The 19,959-nt window shown below is 68.7% G+C and carries 13 protein-coding genes; 6 read left to right on the forward strand and 7 right to left on the reverse strand.

The features are described 5' to 3' along the window. Position 1: 1 nt before the first annotated feature. From RQP53_RS10795 to RQP53_RS10825, 7 genes are all read right to left on the reverse strand, one after another. Positions 2-1,621 carry a Na/Pi symporter gene (locus tag RQP53_RS10795; protein WP_315650314.1) on the reverse strand — a complete coding sequence of 540 codons (1,620 nt, stop codon included), beginning with the start codon at positions 1,619-1,621 and terminating at the stop codon, positions 2-4. Between the two features lie 13 nt (positions 1,622-1,634). Further along, the gene (locus RQP53_RS10800; RefSeq protein ID WP_315650315.1) at positions 1,635-1,979 is read right to left on the reverse strand and encodes an STAS domain-containing protein; all 345 of its coding nucleotides are present in this window, start codon (positions 1,977-1,979) and stop codon (positions 1,635-1,637) included. Positions 1,980-2,008: 29 nt separating this feature from the next. Continuing rightward, positions 2,009-4,483 carry an ATP-binding SpoIIE family protein phosphatase gene (locus tag RQP53_RS10805; RefSeq protein WP_315650316.1) on the reverse strand — a complete coding sequence of 825 codons (2,475 nt, stop codon included), beginning with the start codon at positions 4,481-4,483 and terminating at the stop codon, positions 2,009-2,011. A 55-nt stretch (positions 4,484-4,538) separates the two neighbouring features. Then, entirely contained in the window at positions 4,539-9,419 is a 4,881-nt protein-coding gene (locus RQP53_RS10810; protein WP_315650317.1) for an autotransporter-associated beta strand repeat-containing protein, read from the reverse strand. A gap of 181 nt (positions 9,420-9,600) precedes the next feature. After that, positions 9,601-10,035, reverse strand: a complete 435-nt coding sequence (locus RQP53_RS10815) for a substrate-binding domain-containing protein (protein ID WP_315650318.1) — start codon at positions 10,033-10,035, stop codon at positions 9,601-9,603. An 11-nt stretch (positions 10,036-10,046) separates the two neighbouring features. Continuing rightward, positions 10,047-11,456 carry a hypothetical protein gene (locus RQP53_RS10820; RefSeq protein ID WP_315650319.1) on the reverse strand — a complete coding sequence of 470 codons (1,410 nt, stop codon included), beginning with the start codon at positions 11,454-11,456 and terminating at the stop codon, positions 10,047-10,049. A 153-nt stretch (positions 11,457-11,609) separates the two neighbouring features. Then, positions 11,610-15,305 (reverse strand): ATP-binding protein, encoded by a 3,696-nt coding sequence (locus tag RQP53_RS10825; protein ID WP_315650320.1) that lies wholly within the window; start codon positions 15,303-15,305, stop codon positions 11,610-11,612. A 146-nt stretch (positions 15,306-15,451) separates the two neighbouring features. Here RQP53_RS10825 and RQP53_RS10830 point away from each other — a divergent pair, with 146 nt between their 5' ends. From RQP53_RS10830 to RQP53_RS10855, 6 genes are all read left to right on the forward strand, one after another. Next, positions 15,452-16,084 carry a polysaccharide deacetylase family protein gene (locus RQP53_RS10830; RefSeq protein WP_315650321.1) on the forward strand — a complete coding sequence of 211 codons (633 nt, stop codon included), beginning with the start codon at positions 15,452-15,454 and terminating at the stop codon, positions 16,082-16,084. A gap of 397 nt (positions 16,085-16,481) precedes the next feature. Beyond that, positions 16,482-16,730, forward strand: a complete 249-nt coding sequence (locus RQP53_RS10835) for a hypothetical protein (RefSeq protein WP_315650322.1) — start codon at positions 16,482-16,484, stop codon at positions 16,728-16,730. A gap of 152 nt (positions 16,731-16,882) precedes the next feature. Then, positions 16,883-18,076 (forward strand): hypothetical protein, encoded by a 1,194-nt coding sequence (locus tag RQP53_RS10840; RefSeq protein ID WP_315650323.1) that lies wholly within the window; start codon positions 16,883-16,885, stop codon positions 18,074-18,076. Positions 18,077-18,260: 184 nt separating this feature from the next. Then, on the forward strand, positions 18,261-18,761 hold the full coding sequence (locus tag RQP53_RS10845; protein ID WP_315650324.1) for a hypothetical protein: 501 nt from the start codon (positions 18,261-18,263) through the stop codon (positions 18,759-18,761). A gap of 27 nt (positions 18,762-18,788) precedes the next feature. Beyond that, on the forward strand, positions 18,789-19,457 hold the full coding sequence (locus RQP53_RS10850; protein WP_315650325.1) for an SDR family oxidoreductase: 669 nt from the start codon (positions 18,789-18,791) through the stop codon (positions 19,455-19,457). Between the two features lie 68 nt (positions 19,458-19,525). Beyond that, entirely contained in the window at positions 19,526-19,801 is a 276-nt protein-coding gene (locus tag RQP53_RS10855; protein WP_315650326.1) for a hypothetical protein, read from the forward strand. Positions 19,802-19,959 lie beyond the last annotated feature (158 nt).

A 19,959-nucleotide genomic window follows, 5' to 3' on the forward strand; every position in this document is an offset into this window, starting at 1 on the left:
ATCAGGACGAGGCTTCAGCGGCCGGGCCGGTATCGAGCAGCAGCACATAGCGGCGCAGCAGCCAGGTGCAGCGCTCGAAAACCGTGGTGGCGGTGAACATGGCCTGCTGCAGCGAGGCGCTGATCGCTTCGCCGAGCAGGCGGCGGCGGATGCTGTCCATCAGCTCGGAGCGGTCGTGGGTCAGCGCACGCAAAAGGCTCAGGTCCTCGGGGTCGGCCTGTGCCGCGGCCTCGGCCAGCGTCTCCAGCATCATGTGCAGGCTTTCCACCAGCTGGTCCAGCAGCTGCTGCACCTGCGGCGCATCGAGCGCCTCGGCGGCCGCGAGGTCGAGCTCGACCAGCGATTCCTGCAGCGAGGCCAGCAGCCGGTTGCGATCGCGCAGCACCATGGCGCGTTCCAGCACGCCGCGGCTGCGGTGGCGGTCGGCCAGCTCGGTGAGGAACTGCTCGCACTGGCGCAAGACCTGGGCCTGCGCACTCTGGCGCTTGCCGGCATCGAGCAGGGCGGCCGAGGCCTGGCCCGGCGGCAGCTGGCGCAGTGCGTCCAGATAGGCCGGCAAGGCGGCCAGCAGCGCCTGCTGCTCGCGCTCGGCCAGCAGCAGCGCGGTCTCGGGTTCGTCGAGGGCCTCGTCGTGGATGAAACGCGGCTTGCTCATGTCTTCCTGCGCGGTGGGCGGCGACCAGCGTTCCAGCAGTCGCTCCAGCGGGCGCTGCAGCAGCCGCGAGGCCAGATCGCTGACCGCTTGCACCGCCATGTAGAGCGCCACCAGCCGGGTGCTGACGCTCCAGCCGGCCTGCGTCATCAGTGCGCCGGCCGGGTCGCCCAGTGCCCAGCGGTTCAGCGCATACAGCAGCAGCATGGCCAGCAGGCCGGCGGCGCGCAGCTGCACCTGGAACAGCACCAGCTGGCGCGCGCTGCCCTGCAGCCGGCCGGCCAGCGACCAGGCCGACAGCCCCGAGCCCAGCCCGGCGCCCAGCACCATCATCGCGCCGCTGTCGTAACCGAGCAGGCCGCTGGCGGCCATGCTCATGGTGATCACGGCCAGCGTCGTCGACGACTGCGCCAGCCAGGCGATCAGCGCGCCAAGCACAAAGCTCGGAATCAGCCAGGTGCTGGCCATCGCGATCTGATCGCGCAGCCAGGGCTCGGTCTTCATCAGCGCCGCGCCGGCCTTGATGAAGTCGGTGCCCAGGAACAGCAGGCCCAGGCCGAGCAACGCGCCGACGGCCTGGCGAAAGCGCGGCGACTGGTCGAGCTGGTGGTAGTAGGCCAGCCCGGTCAGGCCGACCAGGCATAGCGCCAGCACATGCAGGTTCAGCGCCGCGACCAGCACCAGCATGGCGGTGCCGATATTGGCCCAGCGGATGATGGGAAAGGCCTGGCGGCGCTCCATCGCGCCAGCGGTCACCAGGGCCACCAGCACATGGATCACGCCGATCACGCTTTGCATCACCGCGCCGCCGGCCAGCCCCATCAGCGCCGGCGAGCCGCGCCCGGCGATGGCGCGGGCAATCAGCTGGCGCAGCCGCGGGCCCATCAGCTGGCGCAGATGGTTGCTGATCAGGCGGACGCCGATGAAGAACAGGCCCAGCCCGGCAAACAGGCTGACGAAGATGCTCATGAGCGGCCCGGCTTCAGCTGGCCAGCAGTTGCAGCGCGCTGGGGCGGTCGGCCACGCTGTCGATGATCTTCAGAAAGCCGCTGATCTCGAAGACCTCGCGCACATTGGCCGACATGCCGCACAGCAGCAGCCGGGCCTGGTTCTGCTTGGCGCGCTTGGCGGCCTGCAGCACCACACGCAGGCCGGCGCTGGAGATGTAGTCCAGCGCCGCGAAATCGAGCACGACGCGATCGCCGCTGCCGCCGCACAGCGCGGCCGCGGCGGCCTCGAACTGAGCGGCGGTGGCGCTGTCGATGCGGCCCGACAGGCCCAGAATCTGCACGCCCTGCTCGGTGGTGGCGCTGTGTCCAAAACTCATGATCTTTTTCCTTGCAACAGGCGCTGGGCTCAGCGCTTCAGGGTCTTCAGCAGCACGATCAGGTTGCCGCTGCCGTCGTAATAGGCGCGCACCTCGTCCATCATGGTCTTGACCATATGTACCCCCAGGCCGCCGATGGCGCGTTCATCCAGCGCGGCGTCCAGGCTGGGCGCGGGCGCCTCGCTGAAGGGATCGAAGGGCGGGGCGTCGTCCTTGAGGATGATTTCCAGCCAGTCCTCCGAGCGCGACAGCCGCACATGGATCTGGCCATCCGGCGCGCCGAGCAGGCCGTGCTGGATGATGTTGGTGATCAGCTCTTCCAGGCAGACGTTGACGGCAAAGGCCAGGTCGCTGCGCTCGGCCAGCGCCGCGTCGACGGCAAGCGCCAGCGGCGCGATCTCGTCCAGCCGGCTGGCCAAGCGGTAGTCCAGCAAGAGCTGTTTGTTCTTCAGTTCGATCGGCGGTTCAGGGCTCACGCTGAGCACTCCTTGTGGTTTGCGGCACAGCACCAGGGCGGTGAGATCGTCGGAGGCCTCGGCGCCGCCGACAAAGTCAGCCACGTCCTCGACCAGCGAGCCCAGCTTGGCGGCGGCCGATTCGCCGGCCGCGCCCGCCAGCCAGTGGCGCAACCGCGCCTCGCCATAGGCCTCGCCATCGGCGGCAAAGGCCTCGGTGATGCCGTCGGTGTAGAGCAGCAGGGTGTCGCCGGGCGCCAGCCGCGCCTGCTGGTTGCTGTAGTCCATGCCCGGCATCACGCCCAGCGCGATATCGCAGGGGCAATGCAGCGCTTCGACCAGACCGTCGGCATCGCGCACCAGCGGCGCCGGATGACCGGCGCTGGCATAGACCAGGCTGCCGTCGCGCGGGTCGTAGACGCAGTAGCAGGCGGTGACGAACAGCGCCATCGGGTTGCGGTCACTCAGCACGTTATTGGCGCGCACAAAGACCTCGGCCGGCGACAGATCGGCCAGCGCCAGGTCCTGCAGCACGGTGCGCGACACCGCCATGAAAAACGCCGCGCCGACGCCCTTGCCGGCCACATCGGCGACCAGAAAGCCGAGCCGGCCCTCGGGCAGCGAGAAGCAGTCGTAGAAGTCGCCGCCGAGCTCGCGGGCCGGGTTCATGCAGGCCTGCAGGCTGTAACGCTCGGTGTTGGGAAAGTGCTGGGGCAGGATGGCCTGCTGCATATCGCGCGCCGAGGCCAGCTCCTCCTGCACGCGGCGGGCGGCCAGATGCAGCTGCTCGTTCTTGTCGGCCAGCTCCAGCGTGCGCAGCTGCACCAGGCGTTCCAGCTCGCGCTGACGCGATTCGTTCTGCTCGCGTATCACCTCGAGCAGCCGCGAGACCTCGGCTGCCACGGTGTTGAAGTTGCGCGCCACCAGCACCAGCTCGTCCTCGGTGTCGATGCGGATGCGGGTGCCCAGCTGGCCGGCGCAGAAGGCCTCGGTGCCTTGCGAGAGCCGGCGCAGCGAGCGCAGCGTCGAGACGTAGATGCCGGCGAACAGATAGGCGATGGCCGCCACCGCGATCACCAGCAGCGCCGCCACCTGCCACTGGCTGCGCAGGAGGGCATCCAGCCGCGTCTGCAGCTGCGCATCGGCCTCGGTGGCGCTGGCGGCGATCAGCTCGCGCGCCAGCTGCTGGTTGCGGCTGGCCAGCGGGCCCAGCTCGGCCACCGCCTCGGGCCGGTCGATGATTTTGTCCACCGTCTCCTGCTGCAGCTCGATGCCGCGCAGGAGCGCTGCCAGCTGCTGGCGCAGCGCGGCGGCGGTCTGGCCGTCCGCCTGGGCGAGCAGCTGGGTCATGCCGGCGCGCAGGGCCGGGGCCGATTCGCTCAGCACCACCTGGGCGCCCAGCGCATAGGAGGCCATCGCGTCGCTGGAGAGCTTCAACGCATCCTGCTGCTTGGCCAGCGTCTCCATCAGCAGCGGCAGGCGGTTGCTGAGCATGTCGAAGGCGGTGTCGAGCTGCGGGTCGACATTGAGCCGGTGCGCGCGGGCGCTCTCGCGCTGCAGCGCCAGCAGGCCGTTGATGACGGCGGTGTGCGCGGCAAAGCGGCGCTGTGCCTCTTCGCCGGCCGGCAGGCTGTGCAGCTGCGCCCAGTGCTGCTGCAGGCGCAGCGCCAGATCGGGCAGCGTCGACGGTGCCGGGGCCTCCTCATGCGCCCAACGCTGCAGCGCCTGCAGGCGCTGGCGCAGCGACTCGGCCTGGGCCGGCGGCAGCGACGCGGCGCCGCGCAGCTGAACCAGCTCGACGAGCAGTTTGCTTTGCTGCTCATAGGCTTGCAGACCGCGCCGTTCCTGGCCGGCCTGCTGCGCGGCCGCCGCCGTCTGGCGCAACAGCGGCAGGCTGAGCAGCGCCAGCGCCAGCAGCATCACGCCGCCGACCAGCAGGAACTTGCGCGAAAAGCTCAGCCGGCCCGACAGCCAGCTGGCCGGGCCGAGCAGGCGCAGCAGCAGCGGGCTGCGCGGGGCCTGCTGGAGGGGCGGCGAGATGCTGCTCATCGCCAGCCTCGTGTGTGGCCGGCCGGCGCGCCAAGGGCCAGCGGGAGGGGGGCGCTCATGCCGCAGCCTGCTTGCGCCGCCGCGCGCCGCCGACCAGTCCACCCAGCAGCCCCAAGCCCAGCAGCAGCTGGATGCTGGTGGCCGCCTCGGGCACGGCGCTGACCTGGATCTGCCCGCTGGTGGCCAGCTGGCTCAGATCGAGCTGCGCAGCATCCAGGCCGCTGACGATGATGCGCTCCGGGCTCAGCGAGCCGCTGAAGGACTGGAAATCCAAGAGCGTGAAGCGATCCCCCGCGTGCAGCTGGAACTGCGCGCCGAACTGCAAACGCAGGGTGCCGTGGAAGTCGAGCTGGCCGATGTGCAGCAGCTGGTCGCTGGCATTGCTCTGGCCGCTGCCGTCCAGGTCCAGCGTCAGCACGGAGTCCTTACCGAAGCTCAGGCGGCCGCCGCCGAAATCGACTGACGCCAGGCCCTGGCCCGGTTGATAGCCGGCCTTGAACAGCAGCTGGCCGGCAAAGCTGCCGCTGCCGCTGACATCGCCCAGGAAGCTCAGCGTGCCCGCCTCGGCGAGCACGTGGCCCTCGTTCTGCAGATCGCCTTGGACCACGGCATCGCCGCTCGCATGCAGCTCGGCCGTCTGGCCCAAGACCAGGCCGTTGAGGCTGCTCAGCCGGGCGCCCGCCTCGAGCTGGACCCGCCCGTCCAAACGCGCAGCATCGGCGGACAGCAGCAGGGCGGTCGCGCCACCGGCGATGCTCAAGGCGCCGGCATGGGTGAAGCTGCCGATCTGATCGGCATCGCCCAGCGTCAGGGTGCCGCCGCTGGCCCGCAGCGTGGTCTGTGCGCCGCCTTGGATGCGGGCGTTGACCAGGCCATGGCCTTCCAGCGTCTGGACGGCGCTCAGGTTCAGGGGCAGGTCGCTGCTGGCCAGCGTGCCGCCTTGCAGGGCGAGCGTGCGGGCGGCGAGCTGCCCACCATCCACCAGCAACTGCGTGCCGCGACCCAGGTTCAGCTGTTGCGTCACGGCCAGCTGCTGGCCCTCGCTCAGCACCGTCAGCTTCTTCAAGCCGTCCTGGCCCAGGCTGGCGCCGGCCGCGCCGGTGATGGCGAGCGTGCCCCGGTTCCAGTTCAGGTGGGCCGCCAGTGAGGCGTCCAGTCGATCAACGCTCAGCACGCCGCCTTCGAGCAACAGGCGCCCGCCAGCCGCGGTGTCGATCCGACGCGCCGTCAGGCTGCCGCCCTCGTTCAGCGTCAGCACACTCTTGCCCAGCTGCAGCGTGCCGCTGAGCGCCAGGTGTTGCCCGGCGGCCAGGGTCGTCCGGCCGCCGATCCCGTGGTGCTCTAAACCGGCGTCACCGCGCAGCGCCAGGGTGCCGGATTGCCAGTTGAAGCGGCCGCCCAGGTTTTGCTGGGCATCGATCTCGAGCCGCCCGCCTTGCAGGGCCAGCTCGGCAAAACTCAGCGTGCCGTCCTCCAGCCGCAGATCGCTGCCCTGTGCCAGCAGCAGACGACCGTCCACCGCCAGCTGCTTGGCCGCATCCAGCCGCAGGTGCGCCGGCAGGCCGGCTTGGCCCAGCGCGGCGTCGCCATGCAGCTGCACGCTGCCGCTGCGCCAGTCCAGGCCGGCAGCGCCGGCACTGAGTTGCAGCGCCTGGGCTTCCAGGCGCCCGCCGTTCAGCTGCAAGGGCAAGTGGCCGTCCAGGGTCAGGTCGCCCTGCACCTGCAAGGTCATGCCAGCCCCCAAGGCTGATACCTGGCTCAGCAGGCCTTGGCTCTGCTGCGCATCGCCAGCCAGGTTCAGTGCCCCGCGCTCCCACCTGAAGTCGTCGCTCGGTTTGAGCTGGGCGCTGAGCGAGAGGCTGCCCCCCTGGAGCAGCAGGGTTTTCGCCTTCAGGGCGTCGGCGCTGGCCACGGTCAGGTGTTGCCCCTCGAGCACGCCGAGCTGTCCGAACGCCACCAGCTGGTGCGCGCTGTCCAGCGTCAGCGTCGGCGCCAGCAGCGCCTGGTTCAAGGTGGCCTCGCCGCCCAGATTCAGGCGGCCTTGGCGCCAGTCCAGGCCGGCCATGAAGCTGCCCCGGGGTGAGGCCAAGGTGAGCTCACCGCCATCCAGCAGCAAGGAGCTGTTGCGGCTGGGATCGAGACTTCCGATCTTGACCTGGGCGCCATCGAGCACCTCGACCCGGCCGTTGGCGTTCAGCATGACCAGGCTGCTGGTGACCGAGGTGCCCGCACCGCGGGCGCGCAAGATGGCATCCTGGTTGAGGAAAGTGCCGATGGCTTTGAACGCGCCGCCCGCTTCAACCTGGACCAGGCTGCGGTCATAGAACTGGAAATTGCTGTCGAAGCTGCTGCCCATGCCGCTGACCAGCAACTGGTTGCGGCCGGCCTGCGCGTCTGAGCCTTGCATGGCAAATTCACTGTCGACCCGCAGCGTGGCGCCATCGCGCACGGTGATGCGGCTGTTGTACAGCGAGGGGCTGCTCAGGACTTGGCCCAGCGAGACCTCGGTACCGCGGCCCCGGGCAAGCAGTTCGCTGTTGTTGCCCAAGTTGAGGGTGTCGACGCTGATCACGCTGCTGCCGTCGAGCTGACCGAGCAGCAACTGCGCCGGGCCTGCGGCCGTGCTTTGGAGGTCCAGCGCGCGCACCCGTGCCGCACCGCTGAGCTCAAGCACGGCGCCGCTCAGGCGCAGATCGCCCAGGCTTTGCAGGCTGCCACGCAGCTGCGATTGGCTGCCTTCGTTCAGCAGCAGCTGCCCGCCGTCTTCAATGCGCACCGGGCCGTCCAGGCGCAGTCCACCGGAGACATCGATCACCCCGGTCGACCCGATCAGCAGTGGCGCCGCGCCCGCACTCTGGCTCAAGGTGCCAGCAATGCCCAGGCGGTGCTGGGCATCCAGCGCAGGCAGGCTGGCAAGCAGCCCCTGGCCCGGTTGCCAGTCGCCGCTCAGCACCAGCCGGCCTTGTTGCCAATCGAGGGCGGTCTTGAAGTCGGCGTTGCGATGCAGGTCCAGCGTGCCGCCGTCCAAACGCAAAGCCTGCGCGGACAGGCTGCCCGCGGCGCCGATCTGCAGGCTTTGCCCGTTGTTGATGCTCAGCTGGCCATTGACCTGCAGCTGCCGGCCGGCATCGAGGTTCAGGCTGGCGGCCAAGAGGCCTTGGTCGAGGCACGCGTCGCCATTCAGGGACAGCGTGCCACGGCGCCAATCCAGCCCGGCCATGAAGCTGCCTTGGGGGGCCGCGCTCAGCTCCAGGGTGCCGCCGTCGAGCAGCAGCTGTGTCGCTGGGCCGGTCTGAAAGCTTTCGGCGCGCAGCAGACCGCCGTCGGTGAGCGTCAGCTGCAGCTGCTGGGCCCTCACCTTGTCCGCCAGCAGCCAGCGCGAGCCGGGGCCGCTGATCGTGACAAGGCCTTGCACCTGCGTGCCCGGCGTGCCCGCTGAGCTGCGCTTGCCGGTTTCCAGCGTGCCACCGGCGAGCACGGAGATGCGGTTCGGGCCCAAGCTGAACAGCTCGGCGACCTCGACACGGCTGCCCGCCCCGTCAACGCTGAAGGTCAACGGCCCCATGCGGGCGTCGAGCAGCAGCTGGCTTGCCTGGAGTTGCGCGCCTTGACCCACCTGCAGCGTGGCGCCATAGGTGAGGGCGATCAGCCCCTGGTTCTGCCCGAACACTTCCACCTGGCTGGCCGGGCCAAGGACGCGCAGGGTCCCACCGTAGGACACATCGACGTGGCTGCGCTTGAGCTGCGCGCCGTCGCGCACGGTGAGGGCGGACGCACCGGAAATGCCAAGAATGCCGATCAGTTGAGGCGTGCTGGCGTACGGGTCTTGCGCCAGCAGGACCTGGGTTTGCGGGCCCGCGATGTCGACGACGATGGGGTTGTCCCAGCCACCTACGGTGATCGATCCGCTCCTGAGCGTGGTGGCGCGGCCGGCCTCACCCACGATCAGGCGCGAGAGCTGCCCGCTCTCTTGGCCGACCAGCTCCAGGCTGCTGCTCATCTCGCCGCTGAGCGTCAGCAGGCTGCCTTGATGGATGAGCGTGCCGCTGCCACTGATGCCGTCGCGCAGCGCGATCTGGGCGCCGGCTTCGATTTGCAGCCAGCTGTCGTTGCGCAGCGGGCCCTGGAAGCTGCTGCCGGCGGCCAGACTGACACCGCGGGCGCCCTTCTGGATCTCGAGGCCCTCGCGCAAGTTCAGCGCCTGGGTCAGAACCAAGGTGCCGCTGCCCGTTTTCAGCAGGCGCCCCTCGCCATTCACCGTGCCGTTGAAGACGATGTCGTCCGCCCGGTTGAAGGCCAGTGTCGCGCCGGCATCCACCTGCACCGGGCCGAGGATGGCGCCACGCGTGCCGCCGTCGCCAATGGCCAAGATGCCGCCCGCCACCCTTGTGCCGCCGGTGTAGGTATTGCTGCCCGTGAGCACCTGGGTACCGCTGCCGGCCTTGGTGAAGTGGGCGGGCGAATTGCCATCGGCCAGCACGCCGGCGAAGCTGCCGCTGCCGTTGGCCACGCCAAAGGTGAAGGTCTCGTAGCCATAGCGCGATTGGCCGTCGGAGTAGCCGCTGCGGATCAGCCCGCTGCCGCTCAACGCGTCCACCCGGACATTGGCCTCCTGCCCCTCAAAGATCGCACCGGCGGCCACGTTCAGGCCGGACTGGTTGCGCGTCCAGTCTTCGTTGACGCCGCTGCCACCGATGAAGCGCCCCTCCAGCACATCGATCCAGCTGCCGGCTTGCAAGGCAAACGTGGCGCTGCGCGCACCCCAGACGGCCGCGCCGGCACCCGACTTCACCAGGCGGCCCAGGCCGGTGTAGACCACATCACCCAGGCTGGCACCGAGATCGGTGTTGCTCGGTGTCTGGATCGACAGCGGCTGATCTGGCGTCAGGGTGTAGACCGTGGCGCCGGTCACTGGCGTCAGGGGCAGGGCCAGCATGAGGGCCAGCGCCAATGGGCGCAAATGAGGGCGTTGTGGCGGGCGTTGTGCGGCGCTGGCAGGCCGTGTGTCGAATCGGGATTTGCGAATCTGCATCGCGTCAGCTTTCATCGAGAAAGTTGCCGTGGCCCTGAGGCCCAAGCCGAGGAGTGAGTGAGACGGGGCCAAGCAGGACTGGCCTTCATTCCGCGCTCGCATTGAGCAGCACCTTGATGCCGGCTTGCGTGGGCCGCCGGCTGACATAGCCGATGGCGCCGGGCGTGGCCTGCACCAGGCGGCTGACTTCCTCGTCGCTGTCGGCCTGGCGGGGCGGCAGGCCCATGCCGGTGAAACTCTGGCGCGCCCAGTAGGAGCGCAGCTGGCCGGGGCTGCGGCCGGTCAGCTGCAGATAGAACTGGCGCCGCAGCGGCGTGCTTTCCTTCTGGTCGATCGGCTGAATGGGCTGGCCGTCGGGCCAGTTCTGCTGCTGGCGCAGAAAGATCTGCGTCACCGTCTCGGCGCTGAGGCGCTCGACGGCCACGTCCTTGTGGGCAATCACGATCAGCGTGTTGTCGGCGGACGCCGGCGTGGCGGCCAGCGCAGCGATCAAGGCCAGTGACATCATGGTGGTTTTCATCGCGCCGGCCCTCAGAAAACGAGGTCCAGCGTCAGGCTGAACAGCTGCACTTTGTTGTTGAAAGGCAGTTGGCCCACGGCCAGGCTGCCCGGCGTGGTGGCCGACGGCGTGTTGATGCGGTCGAACTGCGCCTTCAGCGCCATGTTTTCGCGCCAGTCCCAGCGCAGGCCGACGCTGATCGAGCGGGTCGACAGATCGGCAAAGCGCTGCGCCTGCTCGAAGCCGCCGCGCAGCTGGGCGATGCCACCGTCCAGGCGCGGATCGAGGCCGCTGGGCGAGAGCGCGGCGAGGTCGAGCTGCTCGCCGTAGCGCTGCAGCCGCGCATAGCTCAGATAGGGCGTGAAGTCGTCGAAGCTGCGCGCCAGCGTCACGCTGGCGCCGCGGTAACGGCCGACCAGCGCGGCGCGCGAGTTCATATGCGTCAGCTCGCCCATCAGCCGCCAACGTTCCAGATTGGCGTCCAGCCCCAGGCTGGTGTAGATGGGCCGATTGTCAAAGGGATTGGCCAGGCCGGGCAGGGCCGTGGCCTGGGCCTGCAGCGCGGCCTGAAGCTGCGGCGGCAGCTGCGGATTGGCGGCCAGTTGTTGCAGCGCGCCGCCGAGCTGGGCGAGACCGCCGTTCAACTGCTCGACATGGGCCGAACGCATGGTGTAGCGGTCGATCTCGGTGCGGGCAAAGCGCAGGCTCAGCTCGGGCCGGTTCCAGGCCACGCTGAAGCCGCGCATGCCGCTGAGCCGCGCATCGGCGCTTTGCACCGGCTGCAGATTGTTGAAGCGGTGCTGGTAGGCATAGCCGCCGGCAAAGGCCTGCAGCAGCAGGCTGGCGTCGCCGATGTTGTGCCGCCATTGCAGGTCGCCACCGTCGAGGCTGGCCACGCTGTTGACCACGCTGTACAGCGGCAGCGCCGGGCGCACGGCCAGATTGGCATAGCCGATCTCGGCAATGTCGGAATCGAAGTACAGCGGGCTGCGCAAGCGGCCCAGGCGCAGCGCCAGGCCTTGGCCCAGCTGCTGGCGCAGATAGGCCGCGCGCAGCTGCGGCCGGCCATCCTCGCCGGCCCGCGAGACTGCCTGCAGCAGCACCGAGCTGCTGGCCAGCGGCTGCCACTCCAGTTGCAGGCCCAGCACCGAGTCCAGATTGGCCGACCAGCCCTGGCGCACCGGCCGCAGCTGCGAGAAGGAGCTGATCGCGCCAGCGTCGGCGTTGTCATTGTGGGTCAGGCCCAGCGTGGCAAAACCGGACAGGCGCAGCGGTGCTGTCTCGCCCTCGTTGGCGGCCTGGGCGTGCAGGCACGCGCCGGCCAGGAGCAGGGCCAGGGCGCTGCGCTGAGCCGTCCGCAAGCGGGGCCTGCCGCTGCCGATGCCGGATCGGGCGGCGTGGCCTGCCGGCCGTCGCGCCAGGCGCGGCTGTGATGGATTCATGCTTGCTGTCTCCCTGACGATGCCAGTGGCGCCCCAGGTCCGAGTTGCCTTGGGGCCGCCTTGGCCGTGATGCTCAGGGCTCAGCGTTGAATGAACGTTGAATCAGCGTTGAAGCGGGGGCTTGCATCCCCCGCATCTGGGTGGCAGCGGCGCTCAGGCCGGCATGGCCATCGCGTCGCAGCGCGCCTGCCAGAGGGCCGCACCCATTGCGTGGGCGTGCTCGCGGGCCTGGGCCAAGGCCGCGTCTGCCGCGGCAGCGTCGCCGCACTGGGGGTGCAGGGCCAGCAAGGCCTCGGCGCGCATCCGCCACAGCTCGGCCAGCAGATAGTGTTCCTGCCGCTCGGGCGCCTTCTGCAAGGCTTCGTCGATGCGGGCCAGGGCCTCGGCGGGCCGCTGCAGGCGCAGCAGCGCCTCGCTGAGGAAGGAAAGGAAAGTGGACTCGGTGCTGGGCATGGCCAGCGCCGAGGCGTCGACGGCCATCTGTATCGAGGCGATGCCGGCCGCATCGCCCTGCCAGGCCTGGGCCCAGCCCATCACCAGGGCGCCGACGGCCAGCCAGAGCTGCAGCCCATGGCGCTCGGCCAGGGCCAGCATTTCATGGCACAGCGGCAGGGCGGCCTGCGGATCGCGCCAGTGGCGCTGCAGCACGGCGGCCATGCACAGCACGAAGCAGAGGGTTTGGGCATGGCCGAGCTGGCGGGCCTCGGCCAGCGCGCCCTGGATGGCGGCCTGGGCGTCTTCACGGCGACCCAGCCAAGCCAGCGGCCAGCTGCTCATTGCCCGCGAGGCAATGCCGCCATGCTCGCCAAAGCGGGCCAGGAGCTGCGCGGCCGGCACGCGTTCGGCGGCCTCGGTGGCGCGCTGCAGCTCGACGAGTGCGGCCTGCAGCTGGCCGGCGAAGACCAGGTTGTTGCCCAGCGCATAGCGGGCCTGCACCAGCGCGGCACCGTCATGGCTGCGCTCGGCCAGCGCCTGCAGTTCGGCGGCCAGGGCCAGCGCCGGCGGTTCCTCGGGCCCGCTGCGGCTGCCCAGCCACAGGCCCCACAGGGCCTGGAACTGCAGGCCGGCATCGTCGCCGGCAGCGCAGGCCTCGCGGGCCTGGGCAAACAGCGCATGGGCAGCGCGCGAGCCATAGCCCTCCAGCGCCAGCACGCTGGCGCCGCTCAAGAGCAGCAGCGGCGCCTCCAGCCGGCGGCGCAGCTCGATGGGCGCCTGCGCCAGCATGGCCACGCCCTCGCGGCCGGCGTGGCTGGCCTCTTGATGGGCTGACTGTGCGGCGGCGCGGCGGCCGGCTTGCAGCCAGTAATGCGCAGCGACCGGATCGCCGCAGGCGCTCAGGTGGCGAGCCAGGGCGGCCGGATCGTCGGCAGCGCGCACCGAGAACGGGCCCATCAAGGCATTGGCGGCCAAGCGGTGCAGGCTGCGCCGGTCGCTGGGGCCGAGCGATTCGTAGGCCGCATCGCGCAGCAGGGCATGGCGGAACTGCCAGTGCGCTTCGCCCCTGGACTCCAGCAGGCCTTCGGTCTGCAGCCGGTGCAGGCCGATCTTCAGGCGCTCGTTCTGCTCGGGCAGCATGGCCGCCAGCAGCGGGGCGTCCCAGTCGCTGCCCAGCACCGCGGCGCACTGGGCGAGGCGGCGCAGCGGGGGTGGCAGGCGGTCCAGCTTGGCGGCCAGCAGATCCCACAGCGTGGCCGGCACGCGCTCGCCCTGGGCCTCGATCAGCGAACGAGCCAGGGCCTGGGCAAACAAGGGAACGCCCTGCGCGCGCGCCAGCACCTGCTGCTGCAGCTGTGTCAGGCTCAGTTGCGCCGGCAGTTGCAGCTGCGCCAGCAGGTTCAGCATGGCGTCGTCAGGTAGCGGCGGCAGCTCCAACGTGCGCAGGCGTGTCACCAGTGCCAGCGGGGGCGGCTCGCGCGAACTCAGCAGCAGCAGCGCCGGTGTGGCTGCGGCGTTGTCGCGCTGCAGCAGGCGTTCCAGCAGTTCCAGCGTGCTGGGGTCGGCCCAGTGCAGATCTTCAAAGATCAGCAGCTGCCGTTGGCCGCCCGTCCAACGCTCGAACAGCGTCATCAGCAGCGCCTGGGTGTCGCGCCGGTGCGGCGCGGCGATGCCGGCCTCGCCCTGCTCGGGCCAGAGCAGCGGCAGCAGCGGGTCCAGCCCCTCGGGCGCCAGGCCGGCCTGCGCGGCCAGCGCGCGCAGGGCCAGGGCCGGCGGGCAGTCGCCCAGGCGTTTCAGCATCCGATGCAGGCCGGCGAGTATCGGCTGCAGCGGGCTGTGGCGGGCTTCAGGCAGGCATTGCAGCAGGGTCTGGTGGGCGCTGTGCTCCTGCGTGCTGATCTGCGCGCGCAGCGCCTGCAGCAGCCGGGTCTTGCCCATGCCGGGCTCGCCCTGCAGCCAGACCGCCATGCTGCCCGTGCGGGCTTCCTGCCAGCACTGCAGCAGGATGGCCAGCTCCGCCTCGCGGCCGAACATGGGCTGCAGGCCCTGGCGCCTGGCCTGCTGGCGCAGAGGCAGTGCGCCACGCAGGCGGTAGCCGGCATCTGCTGCGCTGCCGTCGAACTCGTGGTGCTGGCGTGCCAGGCGGTGCAGGGCCGGGCTGACGTGCACCGTGCCGGGCTCGGCCGCCCAGCTCAGGCGCCGCGCCTCGCGGCTGAGCTCGCCCAAGGTGTCCGGGCTGCTGGCCTCGCTGCGCGCGTGCACCCAGCCGATGTGCAGGCCGGCCCGGGCCGAAAGCGTCTGCTCCCCGGCCGCCGCCATCAAGGCCTGGGCGGCATCCAGGGCCAGCCGCGAGGCATGCTCCTGCGCCTCCGGGTGGCCGAAATAAGCCAGCAGTTCAGCGCCCTCGGCGCGCTGCACCCAGGCACCCGCCAGCTCCAGTTCGTTGCGTGCCGCCTGCAGTGCATCGGCGAGGTTTTGCGCCAGGGCCTCGGGGTCCTGCTCGCCTTCGTCGGCCAGCCACTCACAAACCAGCGCGACCACACGGCGGCGTTGCAAACCGGCCGCCACCGGGGGCTTGCTGCCGGCTTCGCGCAGCTGGGCCGCCAGCGCCTGCGTTTCGTCTTGCGGCGCCAGACCCAGCTCATCGCTCAGGCGCTGGGCAAAGTCCTGGTACAGGCGCAAGGCCTCATCGCGGCGCTGCTGGGCCAGGAGGCGCATGCAGCGGCGCAGCGCCGGTTCGTCCCAGGGGTCGAGCTGAAGTGCGTCGCGGCTGACCTCCACCGCCTCGGCCTGGTCAAGCGCATGGCCTTGTTGTTCAAGCAGGCTGGCGAGTTGCTCCAGGCAGCGCTGGGCCTGGCGTTGCAGGGCTTCGCGACGCGGCAGCAGCCAGCCGGCCATGGCGGGCGAGCTCTCCAGTCGCAGCTGGGCCAGCAAGGGGCCGCGGTACAGCGTGCGGGCGCGGCGCAGCGCTTCGAGCCGCCCGGCCACCGAGTCCGACGCGGCATCCAGCTGGGCCAGCGCGAAATGACGGGTGTCGACCTGCAGTGCCGGCCGGTCGCGCAGCTCGATCTGGCGCTTGTCGGTCACCAGCAAGGCCGCCAGCTCCTCGGCCGGCAGCAGCTTCAGCAGTGCCTTTTGCAGATCGAACAGGGCGCGGCGCAGATTGGCGCGGGCCTGAGTGAGATCGGTGTCGGGCCAGAGCAGGGCGGCCAGCGCTTCGCGTTCCCAGGGCCCGGCATTGAGCGCCAAGAGCGCCAGCAGCACACGCACTTTTTCATAGGGCAGCAGCAGCGGCTGGCCCGCCGCATCGCGGAGTTCGAAATTGCCGAGCAGGCAGAGCCAGGCGGCGCCCTGTGCTTCCGGGGCGCGGCCTTCGGCGGCGGCAGAGGCCGTGAAAGTCGTGAATGGGTCCATGGCTGCGGCCAGGAGTATGCCTCGTCGGCGGCGGCAAAACCGTGTCAGGCATCGCCCGGATGGGGGTGGCTGTGCGCGATGCGGCCGGCGTTGGCGGTGTGGCGAGCTGCTTATCATCCGCAGGCCACACGACAGGGGAGGACGCGATGAAGACAGTGAGGGCCGCCGCACGCGGTGACGCCTGGCCGATGCGCTGGCTGCATCGGCTGCATCTGCTGGGCCTCAGCGTCTTGGCTGTGAGCCTGATCACGTCGCAGGCACTGGCGCAGGTGAAGACCGAGCCCTTTCAATGGCCAGGCGGCGCGCGCGCCGCGGTGAGCCTGTCGTATGACGACGCGCTGCCGTCCCAGCTGGATAACGCCCTGCCTGCGCTGAACGCCTTGGGGTTGAGGGCGACCTTCTATCTGACCTTGTCCAACCCGACGGTCAGCCAACGCCTGGCCGAATGGCGCCGCGCCGCTGCCGCCGGCCATGAGCTGGGCAATCACACGCTGTTCCACCCCTGTTCGCGCTCGGCCCCGGGCCGCGATTGGGTGGCGCCGCACCGCGATCTGGATCGCACCAGCGTGACCCAGTTGCGTGAAGAGATCCTGCTGGCCAATGCCTTTCTGCAGGCGATCGATGGCCAGACCGAGCGCACCTTCACCGCGCCCTGCACCGACCCCTTGGCCGCCGGCCAGCCCTATCTGCCGGCCATCCGCGGCGATTTCGTCGGCATCAAGTCGCGCGTTGGCGGTGTGGCGCATTCGCTGGCAACGCTTGACCCCTTGGACCTCTAGACGGCCGGCCCGGTCGACGCCAGCGCCGCTGACCTGATCGCCTTCGTCGAGGATGCCGCCGCCAAAGGCACGCTGGCCAGCATCACCTTTCACGGCATTGGCGGCGATTACCTCAGCCTGTCCAAGGCCGCGCACCAGGCGCTGCTGGAGCACTTGGCTGCGCATCCGGAGCGCTATTGGGTGGAGAGTTTTGTGAAGATCGCCGCGTACCTGAAGAGAAGGGCGGGCCACGGTGGCGGCGAGCCGGTGGCGCGCTGACGCCGCGCCGGGGCAGCGCGGGCGCGGCAGCCAGCCTTTCCCCTCAAGCCTCGCTCAACGGACTGCCGTCTCCAGGTAAACCGCAGGCGCTTCATCGGCCGGTCAGGACTATGCTGAGCCCACGCCAAGGAGACCTCAGATGCACAACAACTCACTGCAAGCCGGCTTTCTGAACTCGCTGATGAGCGCCGGCGCGAACCTGGAGCTGAATTACGGCGACCTCGCCCCGCACGCTGCCGAGCGTATGGCCGCCGCGCTGGCGCTGGCCAAGCACGCCAGGGAGATCGAGCGGCAGCTCAAGTTCAATGGCATCAGCGCCAGCACGGTGGGGCTGAAGGCGCTGGCGGAGGCGGGCGGTGGGTTTGTGACGTTTGGGTTGGTGAACTGAGGCGGCGGACGCGGCTGCGTCTGTTCAGTATTCGCCTCTCGATGCTAGGTAGTGCGCGGTTTTAGGAGTTTTGCGACAGCTTGCGCCGGCGCACAAATACATAGACGCCCGCGGCGTTGAGCCGTATCGGCTTTTTCAGGGGAGTACAACAGTTGTTTGAAAAGATTGTCCTTCGAAGATCCGAAGGTGGAGAGGCAATCACTGCCGGGCAGCTTGCTGAAGCATTGCTCTTCTATCAGAACGTTCACCTTGTCATTGACATGGGCAGTTTCGGCCAGTTGGTTCGCCAACTTGGGCCCGGGACCCTGCTGTCAGTGCTTCAGCGACCAGACTGCACGGCCGTCTACTGCGAGGAGACCCTTGGCACGCACTCACAATCGGTTGGACCACTAAGTGTCCATTCCTACGTCGCATTCACCCTCGCAGGCCATGAAGGTGAAGGTACGTTCTCGTCACGGGACGATCGCGTTGCCTACATGTTTCGATCACAAGGAATAAGTGCGTCCGACGCGAGGCGGTTTGCCAAGCCGTTTCTGCGCTATGCACCACCTCGAAAGTACTCGGGAGACTTCTACCTGAAGGGTGGCATCACACATGCTGCCCGTGCCGACCTAAGGGAGCCCGACTTCGTACGGGCTGCAGTGAATGCAGCACTTTCCCGCACGCCAGGAGCCACAAGCCTGGGGGACGCACTTCGCTTCGACGTCGTTGACACTGATCTTGGACTCTATGTATTCAACAACATCGACTTTGAGCAGATAAACCGGCGTCGAGCATCCCTGATGCCACCGCACGAGCCGATCACTGAGGCGCATCTTCTTAGTCACATCCTCGATGCACGTGCCGACATATCACTTGCCGCCTTTTACGGCGGGGACTTCGTGTCGTCGGATGCAACTTCGTCAATCGTGCAAGTTAGGTATTCGGAGATCTTGAGGCGTCGACACCTCAACGTTTCAGAGCTTGATGCATTCCATAACGTCACTCTTCCTGACTATCCGTCGCTGAGGGAATGCATTGACTCCGGTCAGCGTTCCTTCAAGGACTTCTTGGTCCTTCTTGACAAGGCAACTCGATTCAAAGATTGGCTCAAGGCGGCGACCGTCGATGAGGGATTGCTGCGTAACTATCTGGCAGCAGTCTCCAAGGAAGGTTGGATACAGTCAGTTCCGGCAAAGACTGCACGCTACCTGTTCACCACGGTACTTGAGTCGCACAACCCACTGGTTGGCACAGCCGCTGCCATCGCGGACAACTTTATAGTCGACAAGCTTCTGGGGGGGTGGCGTCCGAATCACTTCATTGACTCACGGCTCGCTCCATTTTTGACGCCAGGCTATGCGTAAACATAACGTGGCAGGTGGATGGACATGCTGCAGTCAGAGCCACTCGTCTTCGCGGTCCGGTTGCCTCGGCCTTGAACGGCCGCTGCGGAGCAGCGAGGTTGCCGCAGGCGAAGGCAACTTTGGGTCGACGGCAGCCCACCGCTAGGCCAGCACCCTTGGTGCCAACTCGCCTGAGGCCGAAGCCATGTTCACCACCCCACCGCTGCTCACCACCTCCCTCAGCCTCTGCGCGCTGGGCCTGGTGCTGGCATTGCTGACGGTGGATTCGCGCCCACCATCGCTGCGCCCAACTGAAGCCGCATGGCAGGCAGCCTTGATGGCGGCCGTTGGCGAGCACCTGGCCAAGGACCCCGAAGCGGCCAGTTCCTGCGGCGTGCTGCGGCTCGCTTCGAAAGCGCCAGAGCTGTCTGCTGCCACAAGCTGTGTGGAGGCGGCCCGGCATGCCGGGGCAGCGTTCTGGGTCTTGTCCGAGGCGCAGGGCGAAGACTCAAGGGTTTGGCTGCTCTTGCGCGGTGAGTCGGGCAACCTGCATGAAGTGAGCTTTGATTCGCATGGCTGGGAACAGAGAGGCCAGCCCTCGTTTTCCAGCGCTGCGGTGGATTGCGTGGGCTATCGCCTGGGGCAGCCCTTGAAGGACGGCGATCTGAAGCTGCACGAGCCGGCCTTTGTTTGTGTGCGAGCATGAGCGCCTGAGTTTTTGAGAGAGTTGTGCATGTCCAGCGTATTGATCATCGGTGCCTCGCGCGGCCTGGGTTTGGAGTTCGTACGCCAGTACCGTGAAGCCGGGGCGCGCGTTGTTGGCACGGCGCGCAGCGACGAGGGCCTGGCGGCCGTGCAGGCGCTGGGGGCCAAGCCGCTGAAGCTGGACGTCAGCCATGTGGCCAGCTGCTCGGGCCTGGCCTGGCAGATCGATGGCGAGGCGTTTGATGTGGTGGTGCTCAATGCCGGCGTCTTCGGCTCGCGCAGCCAGGGCCTGCAGACGCCGACGGCAGCGCAGTTCGACGAAGTGATGCACACCAATGTGCTGGCCGCGATGCGGCTGCTGCCGCAGTTGCAGGAGGCGCTGGCACCCCAGGCGAGGCTGGGGATGCTGTCCTCGCGGATGGGCTCTATCGGGCTGCGCGAGGACAACAGTGGCTGGTTGTATCGCGCCTCCAAGGCGGCATTGAATTCGGTGATGAAGGATGTGTCGCTGGCGCTGCAGGGGCGCGCCGTCTGTGTGAGCCTGCACCCGGGCTGGGTGCGCACCGAGATGGGCGGCGAGGGCGCAGACATCGATGCCACCACCAGCGTGGCCGGCATGCGCGCGCTGCTGGCGCGGCTGCAGCCCGGCGACAACGGACGATTCTTCAATTACGACGGCGAGGCGCTGGCGTGGTGACTGACCGGAGCGCCCGCAGGCTGCGCGCAATAGCTCTGCAGATGCGCTGTGCAGCTTCGATCGTCTGCTTGACGGTGATGGGCTGTGTGTCGTTTTACTCTCTGGACCCAGCCCTTGATGCAGCCATTGGCCGTCAAACCGAGGCCCTGCCGTGGCCGTCACTTGACCACCTGCTCAGCAGCACACGGCGCGAAGGCGTGGAGACGCGCGACTATGCGCTGACGGCGGCCGGTCACTGCCGCTGGCAGTTTGATCTTGCGCCAACTGGTGAAATACTGGCCTGGCGCTACCCGGACAAGAGCGCGGAACGTTATTGCCGCGAATTGCCGACGAGTCGGCCATAGTCGGTGGAGCTGCTTGGACAGCAGCAGGCACTCAGCCGGCCAGCTTGCAGGGTTTGCTGAGCGGGGCGAGCGTCGCACCGGCGTGAGAGACAGATGGGCTGTTCTCCGGGATAGCCCTGAGCCGGGCTTGATGCTCGGCTTGCTGCAGCCGCCAATAA

This window comes from Roseateles aquae (assembly GCF_032337115.1).
Classification (GTDB): domain Bacteria; phylum Pseudomonadota; class Gammaproteobacteria; order Burkholderiales; family Burkholderiaceae_C; genus Roseateles_C; species Roseateles_C aquae.

Bases quoted from the DNA above. Each gene is read 5' to 3' on its own strand.
- RQP53_RS10850 (WP_315650325.1), top strand. From the start codon at position 18,789: ATGTCCAGCGTATTGATCATCGGTGCCTCGCGCGGCCTGGGTTTGGAG.
- RQP53_RS10825 (WP_315650320.1), bottom strand. From the start codon at position 15,305: ATGGACCCATTCACGACTTTCACGGCCTCTGCCGCCGCCGAAGGCCGC.
- RQP53_RS10815 (WP_315650318.1), bottom strand. From the start codon at position 10,035: ATGAAAACCACCATGATGTCACTGGCCTTGATCGCTGCGCTGGCCGCC.
- RQP53_RS10805 (WP_315650316.1), bottom strand. From the start codon at position 4,483: ATGAGCAGCATCTCGCCGCCCCTCCAGCAGGCCCCGCGCAGCCCGCTG.
- RQP53_RS10835 (WP_315650322.1), top strand. From the start codon at position 16,482: ATGCACAACAACTCACTGCAAGCCGGCTTTCTGAACTCGCTGATGAGC.
- RQP53_RS10800 (WP_315650315.1), bottom strand. From the start codon at position 1,979: ATGAGTTTTGGACACAGCGCCACCACCGAGCAGGGCGTGCAGATTCTG.
- RQP53_RS10810 (WP_315650317.1), bottom strand. From the start codon at position 9,419: ATGCTGGCCCTGCCCCTGACGCCAGTGACCGGCGCCACGGTCTACACC.
- RQP53_RS10820 (WP_315650319.1), bottom strand. From the start codon at position 11,456: ATGAATCCATCACAGCCGCGCCTGGCGCGACGGCCGGCAGGCCACGCC.
- RQP53_RS10830 (WP_315650321.1), top strand. From the start codon at position 15,452: ATGAAGACAGTGAGGGCCGCCGCACGCGGTGACGCCTGGCCGATGCGC.
- RQP53_RS10845 (WP_315650324.1), top strand. From the start codon at position 18,261: ATGTTCACCACCCCACCGCTGCTCACCACCTCCCTCAGCCTCTGCGCG.
- RQP53_RS10795 (WP_315650314.1), bottom strand. From the start codon at position 1,621: ATGAGCATCTTCGTCAGCCTGTTTGCCGGGCTGGGCCTGTTCTTCATC.